Source organism: Asticcacaulis sp. AC466 (assembly GCF_000495815.1).
Taxonomy (GTDB): Bacteria; Pseudomonadota; Alphaproteobacteria; order Caulobacterales; family Caulobacteraceae; genus Asticcacaulis.
This window is the reverse complement of the sequence record NZ_AWGE01000006.1, coordinates 266,292-286,240: the sequence shown is the minus strand read 5'-3', so window position 1 is coordinate 286,240 and position 19,949 is coordinate 266,292. Positions and strand designations below refer to the sequence as shown.

General features: G+C 60.1%; 19 protein-coding genes. 8 read left to right on the top strand and 11 right to left on the bottom strand.

Translation table 11 applies throughout. The features are described 5' to 3' along the window. The first annotated feature begins 20 nt into the window (after positions 1–20). Positions 21–893 carry a fumarylacetoacetate hydrolase family protein gene (locus tag AEAC466_RS30130; protein WP_023457517.1) on the top strand — a complete coding sequence of 291 codons (873 nt, stop codon included), beginning with the start codon at positions 21–23 and terminating at the stop codon, positions 891–893. Continuing rightward, positions 890–1,636, top strand: coding sequence for an SDR family NAD(P)-dependent oxidoreductase (locus AEAC466_RS30125; RefSeq protein ID WP_023457516.1), 747 nt, complete (start codon positions 890–892; stop codon positions 1,634–1,636). Before AEAC466_RS30130 ends, AEAC466_RS30125 begins: the two co-directional genes overlap by 4 nt. Positions 1,637–1,758: 122 nt before the next feature. On the opposite strand, the gene rhaT is transcribed toward AEAC466_RS30125, so the two are convergent. The 5 genes from rhaT to AEAC466_RS30100 all read right to left on the bottom strand — a co-directional run bounded on the left by rhaT (position 1,759) and on the right by AEAC466_RS30100 (position 5,212). Continuing rightward, the gene (gene rhaT, locus AEAC466_RS30120) at positions 1,759–2,823 is read right to left on the bottom strand and encodes an L-rhamnose/proton symporter RhaT (protein ID WP_023457515.1); all 1,065 of its coding nucleotides are present in this window, start codon (positions 2,821–2,823) and stop codon (positions 1,759–1,761) included. A gap of 9 nt (positions 2,824–2,832) precedes the next feature. Further along, the gene (locus AEAC466_RS30115; protein WP_023457514.1) at positions 2,833–3,711 is read right to left on the bottom strand and encodes an amidohydrolase family protein; all 879 of its coding nucleotides are present in this window, start codon (positions 3,709–3,711) and stop codon (positions 2,833–2,835) included. Between the two features lie 9 nt (positions 3,712–3,720). Further along, a complete protein-coding gene (locus tag AEAC466_RS30110) occupies positions 3,721–4,482 on the bottom strand; it encodes an SDR family NAD(P)-dependent oxidoreductase (protein ID WP_023457513.1) in 762 nt (253 codons plus the stop codon). A 110-nt stretch (positions 4,483–4,592) separates the two neighbouring features. Continuing rightward, positions 4,593–4,901 carry a transcriptional regulator gene (locus AEAC466_RS30105; protein ID WP_023457512.1) on the bottom strand — a complete coding sequence of 103 codons (309 nt, stop codon included), beginning with the start codon at positions 4,899–4,901 and terminating at the stop codon, positions 4,593–4,595. A gap of 11 nt (positions 4,902–4,912) precedes the next feature. Next, complete coding sequence (locus tag AEAC466_RS30100) at positions 4,913–5,212, bottom strand: antibiotic biosynthesis monooxygenase family protein (protein WP_023457511.1); 300 nt, start codon at positions 5,210–5,212, stop codon at positions 4,913–4,915. Positions 5,213–5,410: 198 nt separating this feature from the next. On the opposite strand from AEAC466_RS30100, the gene AEAC466_RS30095 reads away from it, so the two are divergent. Continuing rightward, the gene (locus tag AEAC466_RS30095; RefSeq protein WP_023457510.1) at positions 5,411–5,584 is read left to right on the top strand and encodes a hypothetical protein; all 174 of its coding nucleotides are present in this window, start codon (positions 5,411–5,413) and stop codon (positions 5,582–5,584) included. A 204-nt stretch (positions 5,585–5,788) separates the two neighbouring features. Here AEAC466_RS30095 and AEAC466_RS43675 read toward each other — a convergent pair whose 3' ends face one another. Beyond that, complete coding sequence (locus AEAC466_RS43675) at positions 5,789–7,039, bottom strand: mechanosensitive ion channel family protein (RefSeq protein WP_162148936.1); 1,251 nt, start codon at positions 7,037–7,039, stop codon at positions 5,789–5,791. Between the two features lie 148 nt (positions 7,040–7,187). On the opposite strand from AEAC466_RS43675, the gene AEAC466_RS30085 reads away from it, so the two are divergent. Next, positions 7,188–8,420 carry a flavin monoamine oxidase family protein gene (locus tag AEAC466_RS30085; protein ID WP_023457508.1) on the top strand — a complete coding sequence of 411 codons (1,233 nt, stop codon included), beginning with the start codon at positions 7,188–7,190 and terminating at the stop codon, positions 8,418–8,420. 120 nt (positions 8,421–8,540) lie between these two features. Continuing rightward, positions 8,541–8,804 carry a hypothetical protein gene (locus AEAC466_RS30080; RefSeq protein ID WP_023457507.1) on the top strand — a complete coding sequence of 88 codons (264 nt, stop codon included), beginning with the start codon at positions 8,541–8,543 and terminating at the stop codon, positions 8,802–8,804. A 2-nt stretch (positions 8,805–8,806) separates the two neighbouring features. On the opposite strand, the gene AEAC466_RS30075 is transcribed toward AEAC466_RS30080, so the two are convergent. Next, positions 8,807–9,334, bottom strand: a complete 528-nt coding sequence (locus tag AEAC466_RS30075; RefSeq protein WP_023457506.1) for an isochorismatase family cysteine hydrolase — start codon at positions 9,332–9,334, stop codon at positions 8,807–8,809. A 130-nt stretch (positions 9,335–9,464) separates the two neighbouring features. After that, the gene (locus tag AEAC466_RS30070) at positions 9,465–11,603 is read right to left on the bottom strand and encodes an exonuclease domain-containing protein (RefSeq protein ID WP_023457505.1); all 2,139 of its coding nucleotides are present in this window, start codon (positions 11,601–11,603) and stop codon (positions 9,465–9,467) included. 144 nt (positions 11,604–11,747) lie between these two features. Here AEAC466_RS30070 and AEAC466_RS30065 point away from each other — a divergent pair, with 144 nt between their 5' ends. Then, positions 11,748–12,683, top strand: a complete 936-nt coding sequence (locus AEAC466_RS30065) for a sugar phosphate isomerase/epimerase family protein (RefSeq protein WP_023457504.1) — start codon at positions 11,748–11,750, stop codon at positions 12,681–12,683. A 41-nt stretch (positions 12,684–12,724) separates the two neighbouring features. Here the strand turns inward: AEAC466_RS30065 and AEAC466_RS30060 are convergent, their stop codons facing one another. The 3 genes from AEAC466_RS30060 to AEAC466_RS30050 all read right to left on the bottom strand — a co-directional run bounded on the left by AEAC466_RS30060 (position 12,725) and on the right by AEAC466_RS30050 (position 18,249). Then, complete coding sequence (locus AEAC466_RS30060) at positions 12,725–14,023, bottom strand: leucine-rich repeat-containing protein kinase family protein (RefSeq protein ID WP_023457503.1); 1,299 nt, start codon at positions 14,021–14,023, stop codon at positions 12,725–12,727. Between the two features lie 7 nt (positions 14,024–14,030). Then, the gene (locus tag AEAC466_RS30055) at positions 14,031–16,061 is read right to left on the bottom strand and encodes a TonB-dependent receptor (RefSeq protein WP_023457502.1); all 2,031 of its coding nucleotides are present in this window, start codon (positions 16,059–16,061) and stop codon (positions 14,031–14,033) included. Between the two features lie 73 nt (positions 16,062–16,134). Next, positions 16,135–18,249 carry an outer membrane protein assembly factor BamB family protein gene (locus AEAC466_RS30050; RefSeq protein WP_023457501.1) on the bottom strand — a complete coding sequence of 705 codons (2,115 nt, stop codon included), beginning with the start codon at positions 18,247–18,249 and terminating at the stop codon, positions 16,135–16,137. Between the two features lie 467 nt (positions 18,250–18,716). Between AEAC466_RS30050 and AEAC466_RS0122240 the strand changes: the two genes are divergently transcribed. Both AEAC466_RS0122240 and AEAC466_RS30045 read left to right on the top strand, forming a co-directional pair. Then, positions 18,717–19,376 carry a response regulator gene (locus AEAC466_RS0122240; RefSeq protein WP_023457500.1) on the top strand — a complete coding sequence of 220 codons (660 nt, stop codon included), beginning with the start codon at positions 18,717–18,719 and terminating at the stop codon, positions 19,374–19,376. A gap of 58 nt (positions 19,377–19,434) precedes the next feature. Beyond that, entirely contained in the window at positions 19,435–19,923 is a 489-nt protein-coding gene (locus AEAC466_RS30045; RefSeq protein WP_023457499.1) for an MOSC domain-containing protein, read from the top strand. The last annotated feature ends 26 nt before the right edge of the window (positions 19,924–19,949 follow it).

The following is a 19,949-nucleotide window of genomic DNA, read 5'->3' as shown; positions in this document are numbered from 1 at the left end:
AATCTACCAAAGGACTTCCCATGAAATTCTGCCGCTATGGCCCCAAGGGCCAGGAAAAACCCGGTGTCGTCGATGCCGATGGCAAGATCCGCGATCTGTCCGGCGTCGTCTCCGACTTGACGCCGGATACGGTGCGCCTGTCGCAACTGGCCAAACTGACGGCGCTCGACATCGCCACGCTGCCGGTGGTGGACGGAACGCCGCGCTATGGTGTACCGGTGAACGGTATCGGCAAGATCATCGCCGTCGGCCTCAACTATGCCGACCATGCCGCCGAATCGAACCTGCCCGTGCCGCCGGAGCCAATCTTTTTCACCAAGGCAGTCACCTCGCTGAGCGGCCCCCATGACGACGTCATGAAGCCGCGCGACGCCACCAAGATGGATTGGGAAGTGGAACTGGGCCTCGTCATCGGCAAGACCTGTCGCTATGTCGAAGAATCCGAAGCCCTCAGCCACGTCGCCGGCTATGTGCTGGTCAACGACGTGTCGGAGCGCGCCTTCCAGAAGGAACGCGGCTCTCAGTGGGTCAAGGGCAAGGGCTGCGATACCTTCTGCCCGACCGGCCCGTGGCTGGTGACGCCGGACGAAGTCGGCGACGTGCATAATCTCGACATGTTCCTCGACGTCAACGGCCAGCGCATGCAGACCGGCAATACGAAGACCCTGATTTTCAATGTCGCGCACTGCATCAGCTATATTTCGCGCTTCATCACCCTGCAACCGGGCGACCTGGTGATCACCGGCACCCCACCGGGCGTTGGCGAAGGCAAGAAGCCCAACCCGATCTACCTCAATGCCGGCGATGTCATGACGCTCGGGATCGCCACGCTCGGCGAACAGCGGCAGACCGTCGTTCCGTTCAGCCTAGACGGCCTGGAGATTATCGCGTGATCTATACCGACCGCTTTAAGGGCCGCACGGCCATCGTCACCGGCGCAGCGTCGGGCCTGGGCAAGGCCGCGGCAAAGCGCATTGTCGCCGAAGGCGGCGCCGTTGTGCTGTGGGACCTGAATGCCGACGCGCTCGAAGCCGCCAAGGCGGAGATCGGGGCAGCCGGTGTCGTGGCGCTCGACGTCTCCGATCAGGCTGCCGTCGCGGCCGCCGCCAAACAATCCGCCGAAATCCTCGGCAAGATCGATATCCTGATCAATTCGGCCGGCATCACCGGCGCCACCGTGCCCGTGTGGGAATTTCCGGTCGATAGCTGGCTGAAGGTCATGGATATCAATCTCAACGGCCTGTTCTATTGCTGCCGCGAGGTCATCCCCTACATGCTGGACGGCGGCTACGGCCGCATCGTCAATGTTGCCTCTGTGGCCGGCAAGGAAGGCAATCCGAACGCCTCGGCCTATTCGGCCTCAAAGGCGGGCGTGATCGGCCTGACGAAAAGCCTGGGCAAGGAACTGGCCACCAAAGGTGTCATCGTCAACGCCCTGACGCCGGCCACGTTCGAAAGTCCGATCCTGGCGCAATTGCCCCAAAGCCAGGTCGATTACATGCGCTCCAAGATCCCTATGGGCCGATTGGGCGTGGTCGACGAATCGGCCGCCACAGTCTGCTTTATGGCGTCGGAAGAATGCTCCTTCACCACCGCTTCGGTGTTCGATACGTCGGGCGGGCGAACCACCTACTAATTCGATCCGCCGGATCGGCACGCCCATTTGCACGGTTTATGGATCGCTTTCCCTGATGATCCAAACTGAAGGCCCGGCAGGTATCCTGCCGGGCCTGTTTTTTGATCACCGACAACTTGGTGTCAGCCAGCGAGGCCAGCCAGATAGTTGCCGTAGCCGATAATGACGGTCGAGCCGACCAGGGCCAGTATGCCCAGCCAGACCAGCCCCTGCGTGCGGGCCGACGTACCCTTCCATTCCTTGAGCGCGAAGCCCCACAGGGTCGAGAACAGGATGATCGACGCCATATGCAGGGTCCAGCTGGAGAAGCCGAAGCGGCCCATCTGGCTTTCGCCCATGGTGTAAAAGAAGAACTGGAAATACCATAGGGTGCCGCCTAGGGCGGCCAGCAGATAGTTGGTCAAAAGCGGAATTTTTTCCGCCGGTGCGCCGGGCCGGGCCTTGCCGATCCATTCACCCGCCGAGCGGTTCTTGATGATCAGATAGCCGCTCCACACCAGATTGGTGGCAAACCCGCCGATCAGCACGATGCAGATGACCGGCAAACCGGCCCACAGAACGCCCGTCCCGGCGGCCAGACTGGCCTCCTTGATCGGGGTGCCGCGTTCCAGACCGAAGGCGAAGAAGGACGACATGACACCACAGAAGACGGCGACCATGAGGCCCTTGCTGAGGTTGAATTCGCTCAGGCCTTCCTTTTCGCCGGGCAGCTCCTTTTCCTTGGCGTGACCGGCCAGGGCCACCACGACAATGGCCACCAGCACCACGGCAATGCCGATGAAGGTGTACAGACTACCGGGCTTGGCGGCAACATCGCCCAGGGTGCCGTTGACGAGCGGTGGCCCCAGCGTACCGATAACCGTCGTCAGGCCCAGCGCTACGGCCATGCCCAACGAAAGCCCCAGATAGCGCATGGTCAGGCCGAAGGTCAGCCCGCCCATACCCCACAGCGCGCCGCAGCCGACGCACGCCCAGATGACGGATGGCGCGGTCGAGCCGAGGACGGCGAACAGGTGTTGTGTACCGATCATTGCGCCGATCCATGGCGCTATGATCCATGAAAAGACGCCACCGGTTAGCCAGAAGATTTCCCACGACCATAGCCGGATGCGTTTGTAAGGCACGTAGAAGCTGGCCGAGGAGAGCCCTCCCAGCCAGTGAAAAAAGACGCCCAATAACGGGTTCATTGGTGTTTCCTAAATCCTGTATAGACGTTCGGCATTCGCTGCGAACATGGCGTCCCGTTGGCTTTGGCTGAACTTTTCCGTCAGCTCGTCGTAGAATTTTAGGCTTTTCGCGTAGCTGTTGAACAGCTTGTCGGTAGGAAAATCGCTGGCGAGCATAACACGGTCCGTCCCGAACATGTCTATCGCCTCGCGCACCAGCGGCCCCATGGTTTCCGGCGTCCACTGCCGGTCGACAAAGCCCATGCCGGAGATCTTGACCGCGACGTGCGGCAATTGTGCCAGCGTCTTCATGCCTGTGCGCCACTCAGTCTTATCGGCGTCAACCGGCATGCCCATGTGATTGATCATCACGGGAATATCGGGATGACGCGCCGCCAGCGCGGCGGCCTGCCGCATCTGGCCAGGGTAGATTTGCAAATCGAACGACAGACCGTACCTGGCCAAGAGGGCGTAGCCGCGCGCAAACCCATCGTCTTCGAGCAGGTTGCGCGGCGTGTAGGTCCGCTGCGGATCGGCGTGCCAGTTAATGATATGACGGATGCCGCGCACATTGGGGCTTAGCGTATGGTCGGCCAGTAGCGCTTCGACGTCGGGGTCGTTGAGTGGGGCGAAGGCTATGATCGCTTGCGGGTAACCGCCGGCATCGGCGAGGGATTGCAGCCACCGCGTCTCTGCCACGGCGTCATCGGCATGGGCGCCGGCATCGATATGCACGACCTTTTCGACCTGAAAACCCGCCGCATCGGCCAGGTAGTCCGCCGGCAGATATGTGTGCGCAATCGCCTCAACGCTGCCATTGGGCCCGTCATCGGAAAAAGGCGGCGTCAGCCACGGATAGCGCAGCCGGTCCAGTTGCCACAGATGGATATGGGCATCGACGAAGCGCATGGCGCGCCTCTATTGCAGGTTCACGAACATGCCGCCATCGACCAGCAGAGCGGCGCCGGTGACATAGCCGGCCAGTTCGGAGGCCAGGAAAATGGCGGGTCCGGCCAGATCGTCCGGCTGGCCCAGGCGGCCGAGCGGAATACGCTTTTCCATGTAATCGCGCTTTTCGGTGTCGGCCAGGTCGTCCTTATTGATATCGGTCAGGATAGTGCCCGGCAGTAGCGCATTACAGCGGATCTTGTGTTTGCCCAGCGCAATGGCGGTCGATTGCATAAGCGACAGAACCCCGGCCTTGGTTGGGGTGTAATGGGTCTGGAATTCACCGCCGACCAAGGCCGAGATGGAGCTGACCGCCGTGATCGAGCCGCCCTCCCCTTGCGTCACCATCTGGTTGGCCGCGGCCTGGCACATGTAATAAGCGCCATGCAGGTTGACGCGCATGGTGCGTTCCATCACGTCGGCGGGCATGTCGAGAAAGGCATGAAAGGGACAGATGCCGGCATTGTTGACAAAGGCATCCAGCCGGCCGAACCGCTTCACGGCTTCGGCGACAAAGGCCGGCGCGGATGCGGCATCGGACACATCGCCTTTCAGGGCAAAGGCCTGGCCACCGGCGGCTTCGATTTCCGCCACGCAGGACTGGGCAGCCGTTTCGTCACCGGCATAGTTGATGCCAACCCGGGCGCCGTGCCGCGCCGCGCCAACGGCAATTGCCCGGCCGATTCCCTTTGAGCCGCCCGTTACCAGCAGCACCTTGTCCTTGAGCAGCATGCGCGTTTCCTCTTCTGTTTCGCGCAATATTGCTCATGTTTTTTACCTTATCAATCCATCAGTCCCAAATATTCAAACTTTTTACCCATATGTGGTGGAATGGGCCGGATTTATGAAGGATTTTGCGCCAATGTCATCGCGACATTGTACAAGAAATCGGAATTTTCATGCATGCGCTTGTCGGCCAGGCGCAAGGCTTCGGCAATACGCTCGGCCGGCGCAGGATGACGTTCGTCCTTAAGCCACCGCTCTATGGAGCTTTCCGACACGCCGGTCGCTTCGGAAATCTGGCGCGCCAGAGAGGCGCGCGGATCGGTCCGCCACGCCAGGTCGGCGATGCGGGCAAATTCCAGCGGCGTCAGAAGCGCCTTACGCTTGAGGCGGGCGGGCTCGGGGGTGTCGTTATCGGTATCGGACATGTATCGGGATCTCAAAAATATTGCTTCACGGTTTCGCCGTGGACCACCATGGGTGGTTCGATGAAGAAAGGACCGGCCAGAGCCCGCCATTGCTTGAAGTTTTCGCTGGAGCGAAACAGCTCGGTATGATGTTCAACCGTTTCCCATAGGACGCGCAGGTTGTAGACCCCCGGCGTCTCGATCACCGCTTCCAAAGACATGGAATGACACCCCTTCGCGCTTTCGAAAAAAGGCGCGGCCTTGGCGACGGCGGCTTCGAAGGCATCAGCCTGGGCCGGGTCGATGCGGATGGTGGCGATTTCGGTGATCATGCGGAACTCCTTTGGCCGCTTCTATGTCACGAACACGCACCCTACTCAAGCTTTGCTGCCAAAGCTTATCATAGCCTTACGCCCGGCAAGCCTCTTCGTCACAATGACTTTATCCCGTCGCAGATACACTGAAGGCAGGTACCACAATCTGACATGGCGTTGGCACCCTGGCCGCCGCCTTACACAGGAGGATGGATTATGCGTACGATTACGACCTTCATTTCCGGCTTTTTGAATGGATTTTTCCATATGACGCCGACACGAACCTGCCTGCGCGGCGATCGCAAGATCAGAAACAACCTGGATGAACATCAGATCGATTCGATGGTCGATGACAGCTTCCCGGCCAGCGATCCGCCCAGCACCTATTAGGATATTACGTTAAACGGGTCCGCGAAGGCCCGTTTTTTTTATCCGCACACAGCAAAAAACCAGAGAGATCGAATACAGTGACATGCGTCAATGGTTTCAATCATCTCTGGCTTTGTTTGTCTTTGATGTCTCATCGACACGTTATAATCTCAGGTTTACCCTAAGGAAAAAATCTGAAAATCGCACGGAAAGATAAGATTGCCGTTAAGGTGCGTAAGCGCCCTTATGAGAAATGGCGATCTGCGCATCGCCCAGGGCCACCTTCAGACGGCGGTTGAATTCGCGCCCGACCTTTATGCGTTCATGCGGCGTTGTCATGATACGTATGCGCACGGTCGCACCGAAATCGGCCAACCTATCAACGCCTAGCACCTCCACGGGCTCCAAGATCAACGAGCCGAAGACGGCGTCGGCCTTGAGATCGGCGCCGACCGCCTTGATGACGGCAATAGCCTGATCGATATCGCTGTTCAGTGCGATCGGCAGGTCGAGCACATAGCGGGCAAATGTCTTGGTGGTGTTGTGAATGATCTGTGCTTCGCCATAGGGAAAGACATGCAATGTGCCGTCACCGCCGCGCAGCGAAATATAGCGCAGGGTCATGTTCTCGACCTCGCCCGTGCTGCCGGCTATGGTGACCGTGTCACCAACAGCCACCACGTCCTCGATCAGAAGGAAAAAGCCGGTAAAGAAGTCCTTCACCAGGGTCTGGGCCCCAAAGCCGATGGCAATGCCGACTACCCCCGCCCCCGCCAGAAGCGGCGCGATTTCGACGCCCAACTGGCTCAGGAAGGTCATGACACCGACCACGAGTATCGCTGCCTGGAGCGTGCGCCGGATGATGGGACCGAGCGTATCTATCTGTGCGACGCGGCGGAGGTCGAGACTTTTGCGCGCCTTTAATCGCGTCAGGAAATACCCGATGAAAACGCCCGCGGTTTCGAACGCCACAGCCGTAATGACAAGGACAATCAGGAGTGTGACCAGCGTATGGGTCAGGCGCGTCGCCAGGCTGGCCGACATCAAGGCAAAGACATCTACCCCCCATATGCCGCCGATCATGACGATTGCCGCCAGAACGAAGACAAAAACGATGATTGACCGCGTCAGCCGCAAGGCCTTCTGGATGGAGGCCCGACCGGCTTCGCCGTCATGCCCTGGCGCCCGGGACAGCAGAGAAAACAATCCCGCACGCGATCCCCAGACAAGCAGCCAGCACACGCCCGCGACGGCGACACTCATGCCGATATTAAGCGCCAGGGCTTGGGGCGTCAAAGTGTTCAAGTGCCGCCACAGACCATCGAAACCGCTGATAAGGCGCTCGCTAAGGGTGAGTTCAGACGCTATACGTGTCGGCGCGGCGGCGGAAGTAGCGACGGCGCTGGCAGAAAGCAGCGTAACAATCATGAGGCCTCGGTCTGCTTTTTTCACCGGATTGGTGATCTCGTCGGTCACCAAGACCGCCCTAAGAGTTGCCGGAACATGGCCCCGCATCCTGTAAGATAAAAATAGGCGTGCCCGCTCCTACCGTAAGAATGGGATAAGGATGATATCGCTACGGCGCCATATTGTGTTTTTATCAAAGCCAGGATGAAGTAGGCGCATGACCGATATTCTCATCATTGGCGCAGGGATGGCCGGTTTGGCTGCCGCGCTGGAACTGCAGCGCCACAGCCTCGATTTTCTTATCCTGGAAGCCGCATCGGAACCCGGCGGACGCGCCGCGACAGTGACAACGCCTACTGGCACACCGGTCGATCTGGGGGCGCATTGGCTGCATGGTGATGGCACGCCCCTCAAGGCACTGATCGAAGAGTACGGTATCGGCTACCGCGAAGACCGTTCGGATAACCTGACCTTGTACGAAGGGGGGCGGGCGCGCCAGGCGGACGGCGACTGGTTGGAGGGCTTGCTCGATGTCGATAAGGCCCATGGCATAAAATCCGGCACCGTGCCTGACTGTCCTCTGCCTGAGCTGGCCAAGGATGCCCGAGGGCGCAAGGTGCTGACCGAGTTTGGGCTGATGTGGAATGGCGTCGATCCACCGGTTTATCCATCGGCGCACGAATTCCTGACCGATGAAAATACCGTAGGCGGCCTGCAACCCGACGGGGGCATAGGCATGGTGATAGCCAGTATGGCTGAGGCCGTTGGCGACCGCATTCTATATGACACCCATATCGCCGAGATTTTGACGCAAGAGGACATAGTGGAAGTCCGCAGCGCGGAGAACGATATCTGGACTGCACGCTATGTCTTGTTTACCGGCTCCCTCGGGGTACTCAAATCCGGTGATGTTGCGTTCGACCCGCCGTTCAGCGAGGCTCTGACCGATCACCTGGCCGGTTTAGTTATGGGGGATATGAACAAGATCGTGGTCGAGGTCGAGCCCGGGTTTTTCGAGGCACGCGGCATCGCACCGGATACGGCACTGGAACTGCTCGATGCCTCACCGCCGCACTTTTGCCATATCCGCAGCGCCGGCCAGCCCTTGATCAGCCTCTACATTTCCGGCCGCCAGGCCGAAGCGGTCGAAGGCTTCACCGGCGCGGAAGCGCTGGGGTATTTACGTACCATTTTAGCGCCGGTCGAGGCACTGACGGGCTTCGAAGCCCATACGACCGGCGACGTGATACTGTCTCACTGGTCAGGCAACCCGCTGACGCGCGGCGCCTATTCAGCCTGCCTGCCTGGACACAGACGAAGCACCCCGTGGCTGGAAGGCCGGGTCTGTTTTTGCGGCGATACCTTCGATACACGCTTTCCGGCGTCGCTGGCTGGGGCATTCAGGTCTGGGCGAAAGGCGGCTCGCCAAATCGCTACCTTTTTGGGATGACGGTGCCCGCCGGTTTATAGCAGCCTTATATGGCAGACCGCCTTTGCGACCACATTTTGATGGCGACAGTTGTAGGGTTTCCTATTGGCCTGAGACGCTGAACCTTGAAAGGTCTGGATTATGGAAACCTATTTCGAAACACCGACCACCGACAAGCCATCGCCGGATTACGCGACAATTTTCGCGCCGCCGAAGGATACCTTGCAAATGAAGGCTGACCGCTTGCTCACCAATTACCGGAACCTGCCGAAAACCAGTCTGGCTCTGGCTGGCCTGGCCGGAATAGGCGTACTGGCCATACTCGGCGGCCTGTGGGCGGGTAAAAGTGCGCTATTTCACGCCATGCCCACAAGGACGAAACCGAATTCTGACAGGTCGTTCTAACCTTAGCGCTTGGCCACATCGGCCTCAGGTCCGCAACTGTTAATGATATGTTGCGGCCCGATCATATTGCCCAGGATTTTCAGGCCTGCGTCGTGGAAGTCTCCCCCTTTGTCGCTGGCGCACAGGTCTTGCAGAACCCAAGGCCTGATATTCAGCTCGAACAGGTCTATAGCCGTTTTCAGCACACTAGAGTCTGTGGCCATCCCGGCAATGAACACCTCGCGCATGCCCCACGTCTTCAGCCGCACCAGAAGGGCCTCCGTTACCCCGCTATAGATGGGACGGCTTATGATGACGGCGTCGTCACGCGGCTGCAAGGCCAGGTCGGTTTGGGCACTGTGCTGCTTCATCCGGTCAAAGCCGATGAACTTACGAAAGGGTGACGGATCGGGATTATAGAATTTTGTGAAAATGACGTAGTCGAATTCATACTGGAGATTTTCCAGCGGCCGTACCACATGTTCTGATTGCGGGGTGACAAACCCGTTTTGCACATCGATGACAAGCAGCACTTGCGGCTGTTCCGACATTAATTCTCTCCTGAAATCGCAGGACTGTTGCAATTAAAAACGATCATGTAGTCATGTGGCAATTCGCATCAACGGTACAGTCAAATTTCGCGCATAACGCTAATTGTGGCTATGTAGCCACACGTCTGAGCTAGGCACAGATGCCCAGACGCTTTTCATTGACCAGGTTGAGCAGTTCAGCGGCCGCGCGGGCGTCGGCAAGCGCACGGTGATGAGTTTTGAGATCGATGTTGAACTCGCGGCACAGATTGGCCAGGCCATAGGATGTCAGCCCGGGATAGTGGCGGCGCATGGAAGCGCAGGTGCACAGCTTCGGGTGGCGAAATCGTCTTTCGAGACGGCGGAACTCGCTGGCGATAAAGCCGTGATCGAAGGCGACATTATGTGCCACGAAGATGGCCCCCTCCATGAAATCAGCGAAATCGTCAGCGATATCGGCAAATGTCGGCGCATCGCGCACCATGTCGTTGGAAATGCCAGTGAGTTGCGTGATAAAATGCGGGATACGCTTTTCCGGATTGATCAGCGATGACCATTCGCCAATCACCTCTCCGCGCTGAATTTTGACGGCGCCGATTTCCGTGACGCGATCATTGGGGGGCCGCCCTCCGGTCGTTTCGACGTCGACCACGACATAAACCTGATCAGGATCGGTCCTATAATTGACACGGCAAATGTCGGCTTCGAAGCCGGCGGTTCGCAGCAGATTCAGGCGGGCCAATTGATGGCGGCGCACCTGATCGCCCTCACCCTTTATTTCGACGAAACGCACCTGCCCGTCCCGCATCAGCATCAGGTCGGGGAACCCATCGCGCAGAGCGTAATAGTTTTCCGCCATCTTGCCGAGCAGAATAGCCGTCGCCTCAGGTGGCGCCACGGCAAGGAACTGCGTCATGAGGGCGTCCAGGCCGTTGAACCAATAGAACAGGCCATTGTTTTCCCCGGCATGACCGGCGATGGTTGCGCGCACCAAATCCATGCCATCGCCCGCCCGTACCTGACTGAGTTTCGCAGTGATTTCAGTCGCAAAACGAGTATGAAAATTCCGGTCCTTCAGGGTCTGCGGCCGATAGTCGAATTCCGACGCGAAACTGGCTTCGCTTTCGAACAGTTCATCCCAGAAGACCAAGCCGAAAAGCACGGGCCACAGGCCGTTTTCAGTATGATGACAGGCCCAGCCTTGCTGACGATAGGCCTGCATGGCGCCATATTCTGCATCGCCACGAAACAGTTCATCGACTTCCAGCACCTCGGCCGAGCGCAGCAGGTGGGTAAAGACGCCAATGCGTTGCTGGCCGAACTTGCGGGCATAAAAGTCGCTGGCGAAGATATATTCCTCGTCGTGCGCCGGGTTTTGCAGCATGGCCTCCAGCCGCGCCTTGACCTCTTCGGCCGCGCCGAGATTATACAGCAGCCGCACGCTGCGCTCATGACTTTCGAAAGCGCCGGAGCGGGCGTAAAAGGCCAGCGCCGCCTGCGTATCCCGGCGCTTTTCGCAGGCCAGGCCGAGTTGATGCAGAAGGGCGTCGCGCAGGTCAATCGTGCTTTGCGTCGCGGGCTGCGGCCATGTATCGACGCTGTCGGCGAGGGCCGCCATAACCGTTCCGTTTTTCAGGTCGCGCAAATGCCGCGTGTAGAAATAACCGGCGCGCGCTTCGGTCAGGCTGTCGAACCGCGCCTGATAACTGTCCCGGTTTTTCACCGACACTACCCCCAGGTCGCGTAGTGCGAAGCTGGTCATGTTGTCGCTCAGGCGACCGAAATAGAGGTAGAGCAGGAAGCCCAGCGTGTCCTTATGCCGGGGCACGATATGGTCCGACCGCAGGAAGCCAGCGGAGAAATCCGCCCAGGCCAGGTGCCGATATACGAAGTCGACCAGTTTCGGTTTCGACCAGCCGGATTTGACATCCAGCCCATTATCTTTGGCCAGAGCCAGCAGATCCGGCTTTGCCCGGTCATCGAGGCAGGCGCGATAGTCGCACTCTTCGATATCACGGACAAAGCCGCGTTCCCGCAACTGATTCAGCCCACCCCACAGATCGCCGATTTCCTGATAGGCCAGATCGCGCGGCGAAAACACCGCCTTCTTGCGATTGCTCATCCGGATATAGAGACATTGCGCCCATTCGTCCAATTCACCGAAGGCGGAAATGAAGGCCTGTTCTTCCTCACCCAGCATGGCGCCGTACATAGACGTGATGAAGCCGACCATTTCCACGAAATGGTCGCGATAATAGAGCGGCGGCAGGGTAATAAACTCACGGGACATGGCATTGTTCTATATATGTTCGCATGATCGAAAACAACTCTGATGCGATTCACAGCTGCGCGATCTGACCATTGTAATCGAATACAATCCGTGCTTTTCTGCCTTTGCACGGCGCAGACCGTAGTTTTCAGGCAGGAATATACCATGACCGCATTCACCGCTTCGCGCCGCCATATGTTGTTCGGCGCCGCCGCCCTCCTCGCCCTCTCAGGCTGCAAACCCGCGCCATCGGCTGCGCCGGCCAGCGACAGCGCCGCCGCCAAGACAGCCATCGACGCCTGGCCCGTTGGCATGCAGTTATGGACGGTTAATGCCGAACTGGCCAAGGACGTCCCCGGCACGCTTAAGGCCGTCAAGGACGCCGGCTACGACGTGGTTGAAACTGCCGGCACCCAGGGCAAGACCGCTGCAGACTTCAAGACGCTGATCGAGGCCGCGGGCCTGAAGGCGCGCTCGGCGCACACCAATATGCCCAAGCTGATCGAAAATGCCGACAAGGAGATCAATGATGCCCTGGCCCTGGGTGTCGAATGGCTGATCTGCTCATCGCCTCAGACGCCCGCCCCCCTGCCCGCCGGGTCGGACTGGATCGTCGGTATGACCAAGGCCATGACGGCCGATGCCTGGAAAATGAACGCCGAGCACATGGCTAAGATCGCGCCTCTGGTCAAAAAGGCGGGACTGAAGTTCGGCTATCATAACCATCCCATGGAATTCAAGGATCTGGGCGGTGGCCAGACCGGCTACGACATCCTCATGTCAGCGGGCGACGCGTCCTTGATCCGCGCCGAACTGGATCTGGGCTGGGTCGCCGTTGCCGGTCTCGATCCCGTGGCGACGATGAAGAAGTACGCCGACCGGCTCGATCTGCTGCACATCAAGGACATGGTCAAGGACGACAAGCAACCTTCCGGCTTCCGCTCGACGGAAATCGGCCATGGCATGATCGACTGGAAGCCGGTTTTCGCCGCCGCGCAGACACTGGGCGTCAAGAACTACTTCGTCGAACAGGAACCGCCCTTCCTCAAGCCCGCCATCGAGTCGCTGAAAGAAAGCCGCGCCTTTATCGCCAGACTTTAGAGAGCCAGGCTTTAGAGAGCCGGGCTTTAGGGAGCCCGACTTTAGAGAGACAGGGCCTCGACGATCCGGGCAAAGGACGGTCGGTTGGCCGGCACTTCGTCAAGACAGGCATCACGCAGGTCGGCCAGTCGACTGGCCCGCGGGTCCGCCGATACACAACGCGCCACCAGTTCTTCCAGCAGGCTGCCAAAGGCCCTGACCTCCAGCCGTTCGAATGCAGCGGCCAGCGGGTCGCCAAGGTCGTAAAAGGAGGCCGCGCCAAAGTCACCCAGCAGGGCCGCTTCCTGGCAGCCATGCAAAATATTGTGCGCATAAAGATCGCCGTGCATCAGCCCCAGAGCATGGAGATGACAGGCGGCAGCGGCGATGCCGCGCGCAATGGCGAATGCGGCCTCGGTATCGAACAGCGCATCGGGCGAATAGATGTCGCGCGTGCACGAGTCCAAGCTGGGCGGTCCCGCCAAGGTCGCGAAACGCCTATCGATCATCTCCATGACCAAACCCTGGCGCCGCTCCGGATGATCCGCCACCCGACCGATAACCGGGATCAGGTTGGGGTGTGCGCCAGCGGCCAGACAGGCCGCCAGTTCGCAATCGGGCAAGCCGTCACTGGTCACCGCGCCCTTGAACAGCTTGACCGCCACCTCCCGTGCGGTATCGGCGGTGCGATAGAGCGCGCGATAGATGTGCCCGGAGGCGCCTTCGCCGAGGCATTCGCCCATGTCGAGATCGCGCCAGGCAATCGGGTGTGCCGCACCTGTCGGCCGGTCGTCTGCCGCCTGGCCGAACGGATTACCGGCGAAGGCCAGCCAGGACAGGCGCGGCAGCTCGGTCAACCAGGTTGGCAATTGTGTCAGCCGGTTCGCTGCGATGCGCAGCAATTCCAATCGCGTGCATCGCGCCAGCCCATCAGGCAGGGCCGACAGCCGATTGCCCGCCAGCATCAGCTTCTGCAGATCTTGGCAGTTCCCGATGTCGTCCGGCAAGGCGTCGATTTCGTTGTCGGTAAGTATCAGCCAACGCAGCTTCGGCGGCAGGGCGCCCGGCGGAACCCGCCTGATACGGTTGGCCTTGAAGCCGATCATGCTGAGGTTTGCGCATTGCCCCAATACCGCCGGAAATTCGGTGAAGCGGTTGTTCGAGCAAAAAAGAACCCGCAAGCGGTGCAGACGGTGCAGATCATCCGGCAGGGCTGACAGGGCGTTTCCGCTCAGGTCGAGACTTTCCAGCGTATCGGCCAGGGCGAAAATCGCCTCGGGAAAGGCGGTCAGGCCGCAGGCCAGTTTGACATGGCGGGCGCCGGCCAACCGGCCCGCCTGAAGGTCTTCGAGTGTCTGCATGATGTCCTTACCGGCGATAGCTGAGACGCAGCCAGACCACGCGGCCGGTGTCGTAATTGATTGTCCCGTCATTGCTGCGCTGGATCGGCATGGCGGCGTCGAAGGCGTTATCGACGCGCAGGCCGACCTGAACGCGTGGGGTCAACGGATAGTCGGCGGACAGGTTAACCTTGCTATAGGCGTCGAGCGGCAAGGCGTTGAGGTCGTCTTCGAAGCTGCGTCCTTCGAACAATATGTCGGCGCGCCAATCGAGCTTCATCCAGCGACCCGCCACACCGACGGACGCGCCATAATCGGGCGCCTGGGCCGGGTGCAATCCGCCCTCCGTGCGGGCGTGGGTGACCGTCACTGCGGCCGTCACGCGCACAGCCTCGGTCAGGTCGTACTGGCCTTGCGCCTCAAGTCCATAGGCGCGAATGTCGCCGGCATTTTGACGCTGACGATAGGCGCCGCCTGCCGGTACGAAGCCGGCCAAGGGAAATGTGCCCGGCCCAATGCCCAGGGTGACATTGGCGATCGGGTCTGTCACGACGTTATAGAATAGATCGGCGTCGAATCGCACACGGCGGCCCGACGCGCGCCAGCCGATTTCCGCTCCGGTCAGGGTTTCAGGTTTCAAGTCCGCATTGGCTTCCGTGATATCGTTGCCGACACGGAAGGGGCGATACAGCTCGTTCAGGCTCGGTGGCCGGAAGCCGGTATAGACGGCAAGACGCCACGCCTTGTAGGCGGCGCCGAACCGACCGGACGCCAGGGTTTGTGATTTACCCGGCAGGTCGAGGTCTAGAACCGCACTGCCGGTGCCGAGGTCCTGTTCGAAGCGATGAGCGTCAAAGGTCTTCCACTGATCGAGACGCACCGCGCCGGTCAGGGTCAACGGCCCCATAAACCGCGTCCCTTCGGCATAGGCGCCGATCAGGGAATTGTGTCCGCCCGAGACGCGGTAACGCGTCGCCACCGCCGATACGTAGCGGTAATATTCGCGCGATTCGCCGTCTCCCGTCCGGGCATCGATACCGATTTCCCATTCGACAGACGGCGTGCGATGACGAATGGCGGCGTTGACGCCATCACCGGACGCCGGCGTCTTGACCTGATCATTGGCCAGCAGTGTGCCGGTCCGTCCCGCCAGCACTGATACCGAACGGTTGGCCAGGTCGGAGTCCTTATGCCAGATTTGCAGGCGATAGCCATTGGCATCCACTGTCGGCTGGCGCGTCCACGACATGCCGACCTGATCGCCTTTCGATCGTGCGGTGGCCCCTTTCAGGCCGGTGTTGCGCACACTATCATAACCGCCGGCCAGTAGGGCCAGTTCGCCTCCGGCCAACGCCCATTGCCCGTTGAGCAGGATCGCCTTGTCGCGGCCATAGGTTTTGACGTCGGCAGCCCCGCGCTGGGTTCCGTGCACGGGCACGTCACCATGTAGGGTCTGGTCGCTCAGGTGCACAGCGATATTACCCACAGCAAAGCCGGTGGCGACGGACGTGCTGTCGCTATCGCTGACCGACACCTCCGCATAGGGTCTGAGGGCCTGAGGCGGGACAAGCGACACGTCGATCACGCCGGTCAACGCCCCCGCCCCATAGGCGCCCCCGCCCGCGCCCCGTACAATATGGGCACCGGCTAAGGCGTTCGTCGGCATGCCGGCCCAGATGACCCAGCCGCCGAACGGGTCATTTTGCGGAATGCCGTCGAGCGTCACCAAGCTGCGCCCGGCCCCGGACGGCGCGATGGCGCGCAATGACATGCCCTGAACCGTGGGGTTGGCGGTGAGGCTCGAAGACCGGCGAAACAGGGAGGCCTGCGACGCCTGCTTCAGGGCCTGATCCAGGGATGCGCTTTTACCGATCTGATCCGGTGTAATATCTATCCGGCTGAAGACGGCATCACCGGCATAGGCGGGAAAGCGCTGCCCGACGACAATCACTTCGGTCGGGACTTCGGTGGGGGTGGAGGCGTTCGGGGCGGTCTCAGGCTGCGCATGGGCAGACATCGCGCAAAACCCAAGTACGGTCACATATCCGAAACGCCACATATCTGTCTCCGCCGGCCAGGCCTCCTCTTGGCCGGAATAAAATAAGAAATCCAGCTAAACTTAAAGGTCACGCTCACGGCAAACTATAGGCGATGATCTCTCCGCCGGGCCTGACCTTCGGATTCTTCCCGCCACCGGCGCTGATGGCGACATACTGTTTTTTGCCGACCATGTAGGTGGCGGGCGTGGCTATGCCTGCCGCCGGCAGGGTGGTTTCCCACAGAAGCTTGCCCGTCCGTTTGTCAAAGGCCCGAAACCGGTTATCGAAGATCGTGGCGGCGATGAAGACCAGCCCGCCCTTCGTCACCACCGCCCCGCCATAGTTTTCGCTGCCCGTCGTCTTGTCCACCAGTTCCGGATATTCGCCCAGGGACCGCTTCCAGACATATTCGCCGGTATTGACATTGAGCGCCGACAAGGTGCCCCAGGGCGGCGCGATGGCCGGATAGCCGTCGGGATCGAGGAAGCGGGCATAGCCGTCGAAGACATAGGGATCACCATCGGTCGATGGAAAGGCGGGGGCTTCCTTTTTGGCCGTCTGGGCCCCATCGCCTTTGAGGTAGGCAACTATGGCGGCGCGGTCGGCAGCATCTAATTGCGCGAAAGCCGGCATACGCCCACCGCCCATCTGGATTTGACGCGCGATCTGCGCATCGCTGAGCCGTGTCCCCACACCGATCAGGGACGGAAATTCCGGTGGCGACCCTTTGCGTTCCACGCCGTGACAGGCGGCACAGGCGTTCTGATACAGGGCCTCACCCGAGCGGCCGGCCGGCATCGGCGGCTGCTTCTTGACCTTCAGTATCCACGCCATTTCGTTGGCGTTGATGTAGAGGAGCCCGGTTGTCGGATCATAGGCCGCGCCGCCATATTCAGCACCGCCGTCCATGCCGGGCAGGAGTATGGTGCCGCCCAGAGACGGCGGATCGAAGGGCCCGCGCGAACGCACCGAGGCAAACGTCTTGGCGACCGCCGCATGGGCTTGCGGCGTGCGCTGCGTCAGGAGGTCAGCCGTCAGGTGCTGGCGCGCGAACGGTTCCGGCTTGAGCGGCAGCACCTGGGTTGGCGAGGTGACTTCGCCCGGTACGTCCGATGCCGGTGGATGAAGGTCCTGCAACGGATAGAGCGGCTTTCCCGTCAGGCGATCCAGGATAAAGACTACACCCGCCTTCGTCACCTGAGCCAGGGCCGGTTTGCCGTTTACAGTGATCAGGGTTGGCGGCGTCGGCGGATCGCGGTCCCAGACATCGTGCTTGACCAACTGAAAATGCCAGCGTCGCTTACCGGTAGCGGCATCAAGCGCGACCAGCGACGTGCCGAACAGGTTATCGCCCGTCCGGTCACCGCCGTAAAAATCCTTGTTGCCCATGCCGGCGGACGCAACCGGGACGAAGACCAAGCCGTTTTCGGGATCGAGGGTCAGGCCGGACCAGGCATTGGCCCCCATGGCGGTTTTCCACGCGTCCTTGGGCCAGGTCTCGTATCCCGGCTCGCCCGGATAGGGGATGGTATGGAATATCCACTTCATCGCCCCCGTGCGTACATCATAGGCCCGTATATGCCCCGGCGTATTGCCGGTGGACCCCATGATGATCAGGTCCTTGTAGACCGCACCCGGCGTGACATTGCCGACGGAAATACTGGCCGGATCGCGGTCAAGACCCGCCTTGAGATCGACCTCGCCATTGTGGCCGAAGCTATCGATCAGCCTGCCGGTCGCAGCGTCGACGGCCATCAGCTTACTACGAAAAGTGAACAGGATACGTTCGGCGCGACCGTCCGACCAATAGGATACGCCGCGCAGGCGTTGCTTGGTGTTGACCTCTTCGCCGAAGGCCGGATCGAACACCCATTGCTGTTTGCCGCTGGCGGCATCCAGACAGAACAGACGTCCTTTCGGAGAGACAAAGTACAGGCGGCCGCGGACGACAAGCGGATTGCCCTCCATGTCCGATCCACTGGCGCCGTCGCCGAAGGCATCGCCAGAATCGAAGCGCCAGGCGACCTTCAGCGTCTTGACATTGTCGGTGTTGATCTGGTCCAGGGTCGAATAGTGCGTGCCGTTGGGATTGCCATGATAATAGGGCCAGTCGGCGCCGGAGGTCGATGAGGTCGCATCTATGCCGCGGGGTCCCGAACACGCGCAAAGCGCCAATGCCAGAACGACGGCGATAAACCCAGGCTTCATGTTCAGCTCCCCATTTTTGAGCCAGGTAAACACGAACTGTTATCGATTACAATGCACTGGCGCCGGGGGCCGACCTCGACGGAAATTTGCGTTTCGACGCAGCGCGATCAAAAGGCTGGAAACACCGCGCCCAAGCGCTATCCGTTGAGACGGCCTGCAATGAAGATTATTATCAAACCCCGAGAAAAAAAATTGAACCTACTGAATTTATTATATTAATTTAAGGTGCTCGCTACGCCGTTAACTAATCTTAATGAGCAATCCTTAAAGGCTCGCTGGTACGCTTCGATCTGGAAGGCGAGCCAGGCAGTCATGCAGGGACGTCGTCCATGGACAAGTTCCGACCGAGTATCTGGCAAGACGCGTAACGGTCGCCAGCCAATCGACGTTGCGCAAAACGCCCGACCCTGGTCATCAACAACAGTAACGCATCCACCGGCATGCCGGTGCCGGAAAGAGTGTGCCCAATGACCGTTCTTGGCAGCCATTTCATCGATTTCGACACAGCGCGCATCCTTGTCGCCGATGACGATCCCATCTTGGGCCAATTCGCCGCCCTCCACCTGGCCACGCCAACGCTTGCGGTCGAGGTAGCCGCGGACGGCGTTGCCGCGCTGGAACGGCTCCAGCAAGGCGGTATCGACCTCGCCCTGATTAATCTGGACCTGCCGCGCATGGATGGATTCGAACTGATCGAGCGCATCCGCTGCGACGAACCCCTGAAGCACCTGCCCATCGTGGTCGTCACCGGCCACGAAGACATGACAGCCGTCGACAAGGCATTTGCGATCGGCGCCACCTCATTCGTCGTCAAACCGCTGAACTGGCGGCTGCTGTCGCACCAGTTGGCCTATGTCCTCCGGAATGCGCAGGCCGAAAGCCATATGCGTAGCCAGTTGCAGGATCTGCAACGCGTCAGCGACCGGAAAGACCGTGTTCTGCACCTGTCGCGACAAAATCTGACCGGGCCGCTGGCCGACATCCTCGATTCGGCGCTCAACATAGACCATCTCAGCGCGGCGCCCGAAATCGCGGCATCGCTGCGCCGTATAGCCGAGGCGTCGGTGGCACTGACGCGGGTGCATGCCGATATGGGCGACGCCGAACGGTTGACGCCTGCCCCATAATTGATGCCTTACTTTCGGCCGGATAAACTCAACGGCTTTTGGCCCAAAGGACCCGGCAGTGCTCAACCCCAAATCCGCTCTTGCGGACCTCATCAACGCAAGCATGCGTCCCGGCACGGTGGAATGGATTGGCCTGCGGTCCATTCGGCGCGGTGACATGACCGTCGTTGACCATGTCGATCTGGATACCCAGGCCGGCTTGATCGGCGATCATTACAATAACCCGCGCAAGGGGACTCGCCACGTCACGCTTATCCAGCGCGAAGACCTCTTCGCCATAGCCAGTTATCTCGATCAGACGGTAACGCCCGCGCAACTTCGCCGTAATATCATGGTCAGCGGCATCAATCTGCTGGCGTTGAAGGACAAGTCGTTCCAGCTTGGTGACGCGATCCTGGAAATGACCGGCGAATGTCATCCGTGCTCGCGCATGGAGGAGACGTTCGGCACCGGCGGCTACAATGCCGTGCGTCATCATGGCGGCATTACCGCCCGGGTTGTGGCCAATGGCCGGGTGCGAATCGGCGACCGACTCACGGTGGCTTGACGATCGTCCGTTCCCGTCGCAATCAT

Excerpts from the sequence above, each read along its gene's own strand:
- AEAC466_RS30130 (WP_023457517.1), top strand. The coding sequence starts at position 21 with ATGAAATTCTGCCGCTATGGCCCCAAGGGCCAGGAAAAACCCGGTGTC.
- rhaT (WP_023457515.1), bottom strand. The coding sequence starts at position 2,823 with ATGAACCCGTTATTGGGCGTCTTTTTTCACTGGCTGGGAGGGCTCTCC.
- AEAC466_RS30115 (WP_023457514.1), bottom strand. The coding sequence starts at position 3,711 with ATGCGCTTCGTCGATGCCCATATCCATCTGTGGCAACTGGACCGGCTG.
- AEAC466_RS30110 (WP_023457513.1), bottom strand. The coding sequence starts at position 4,482 with ATGCTGCTCAAGGACAAGGTGCTGCTGGTAACGGGCGGCTCAAAGGGA.
- AEAC466_RS30105 (WP_023457512.1), bottom strand. The coding sequence starts at position 4,901 with ATGTCCGATACCGATAACGACACCCCCGAGCCCGCCCGCCTCAAGCGT.
- AEAC466_RS30100 (WP_023457511.1), bottom strand. The coding sequence starts at position 5,212 with ATGATCACCGAAATCGCCACCATCCGCATCGACCCGGCCCAGGCTGAT.
- AEAC466_RS30095 (WP_023457510.1), top strand. The coding sequence starts at position 5,411 with ATGCGTACGATTACGACCTTCATTTCCGGCTTTTTGAATGGATTTTTC.
- AEAC466_RS30085 (WP_023457508.1), top strand. The coding sequence starts at position 7,188 with ATGACCGATATTCTCATCATTGGCGCAGGGATGGCCGGTTTGGCTGCC.
- AEAC466_RS30080 (WP_023457507.1), top strand. The coding sequence starts at position 8,541 with ATGGAAACCTATTTCGAAACACCGACCACCGACAAGCCATCGCCGGAT.
- AEAC466_RS30075 (WP_023457506.1), bottom strand. The coding sequence starts at position 9,334 with ATGTCGGAACAGCCGCAAGTGCTGCTTGTCATCGATGTGCAAAACGGG.
- AEAC466_RS30070 (WP_023457505.1), bottom strand. The coding sequence starts at position 11,603 with ATGTCCCGTGAGTTTATTACCCTGCCGCCGCTCTATTATCGCGACCAT.
- AEAC466_RS30065 (WP_023457504.1), top strand. The coding sequence starts at position 11,748 with ATGACCGCATTCACCGCTTCGCGCCGCCATATGTTGTTCGGCGCCGCC.
- AEAC466_RS30060 (WP_023457503.1), bottom strand. The coding sequence starts at position 14,023 with ATGCAGACACTCGAAGACCTTCAGGCGGGCCGGTTGGCCGGCGCCCGC.
- AEAC466_RS30055 (WP_023457502.1), bottom strand. The coding sequence starts at position 16,061 with ATGTGGCGTTTCGGATATGTGACCGTACTTGGGTTTTGCGCGATGTCT.
- AEAC466_RS30050 (WP_023457501.1), bottom strand. The coding sequence starts at position 18,249 with ATGAAGCCTGGGTTTATCGCCGTCGTTCTGGCATTGGCGCTTTGCGCG.
- AEAC466_RS0122240 (WP_023457500.1), top strand. The coding sequence starts at position 18,717 with ATGACCGTTCTTGGCAGCCATTTCATCGATTTCGACACAGCGCGCATC.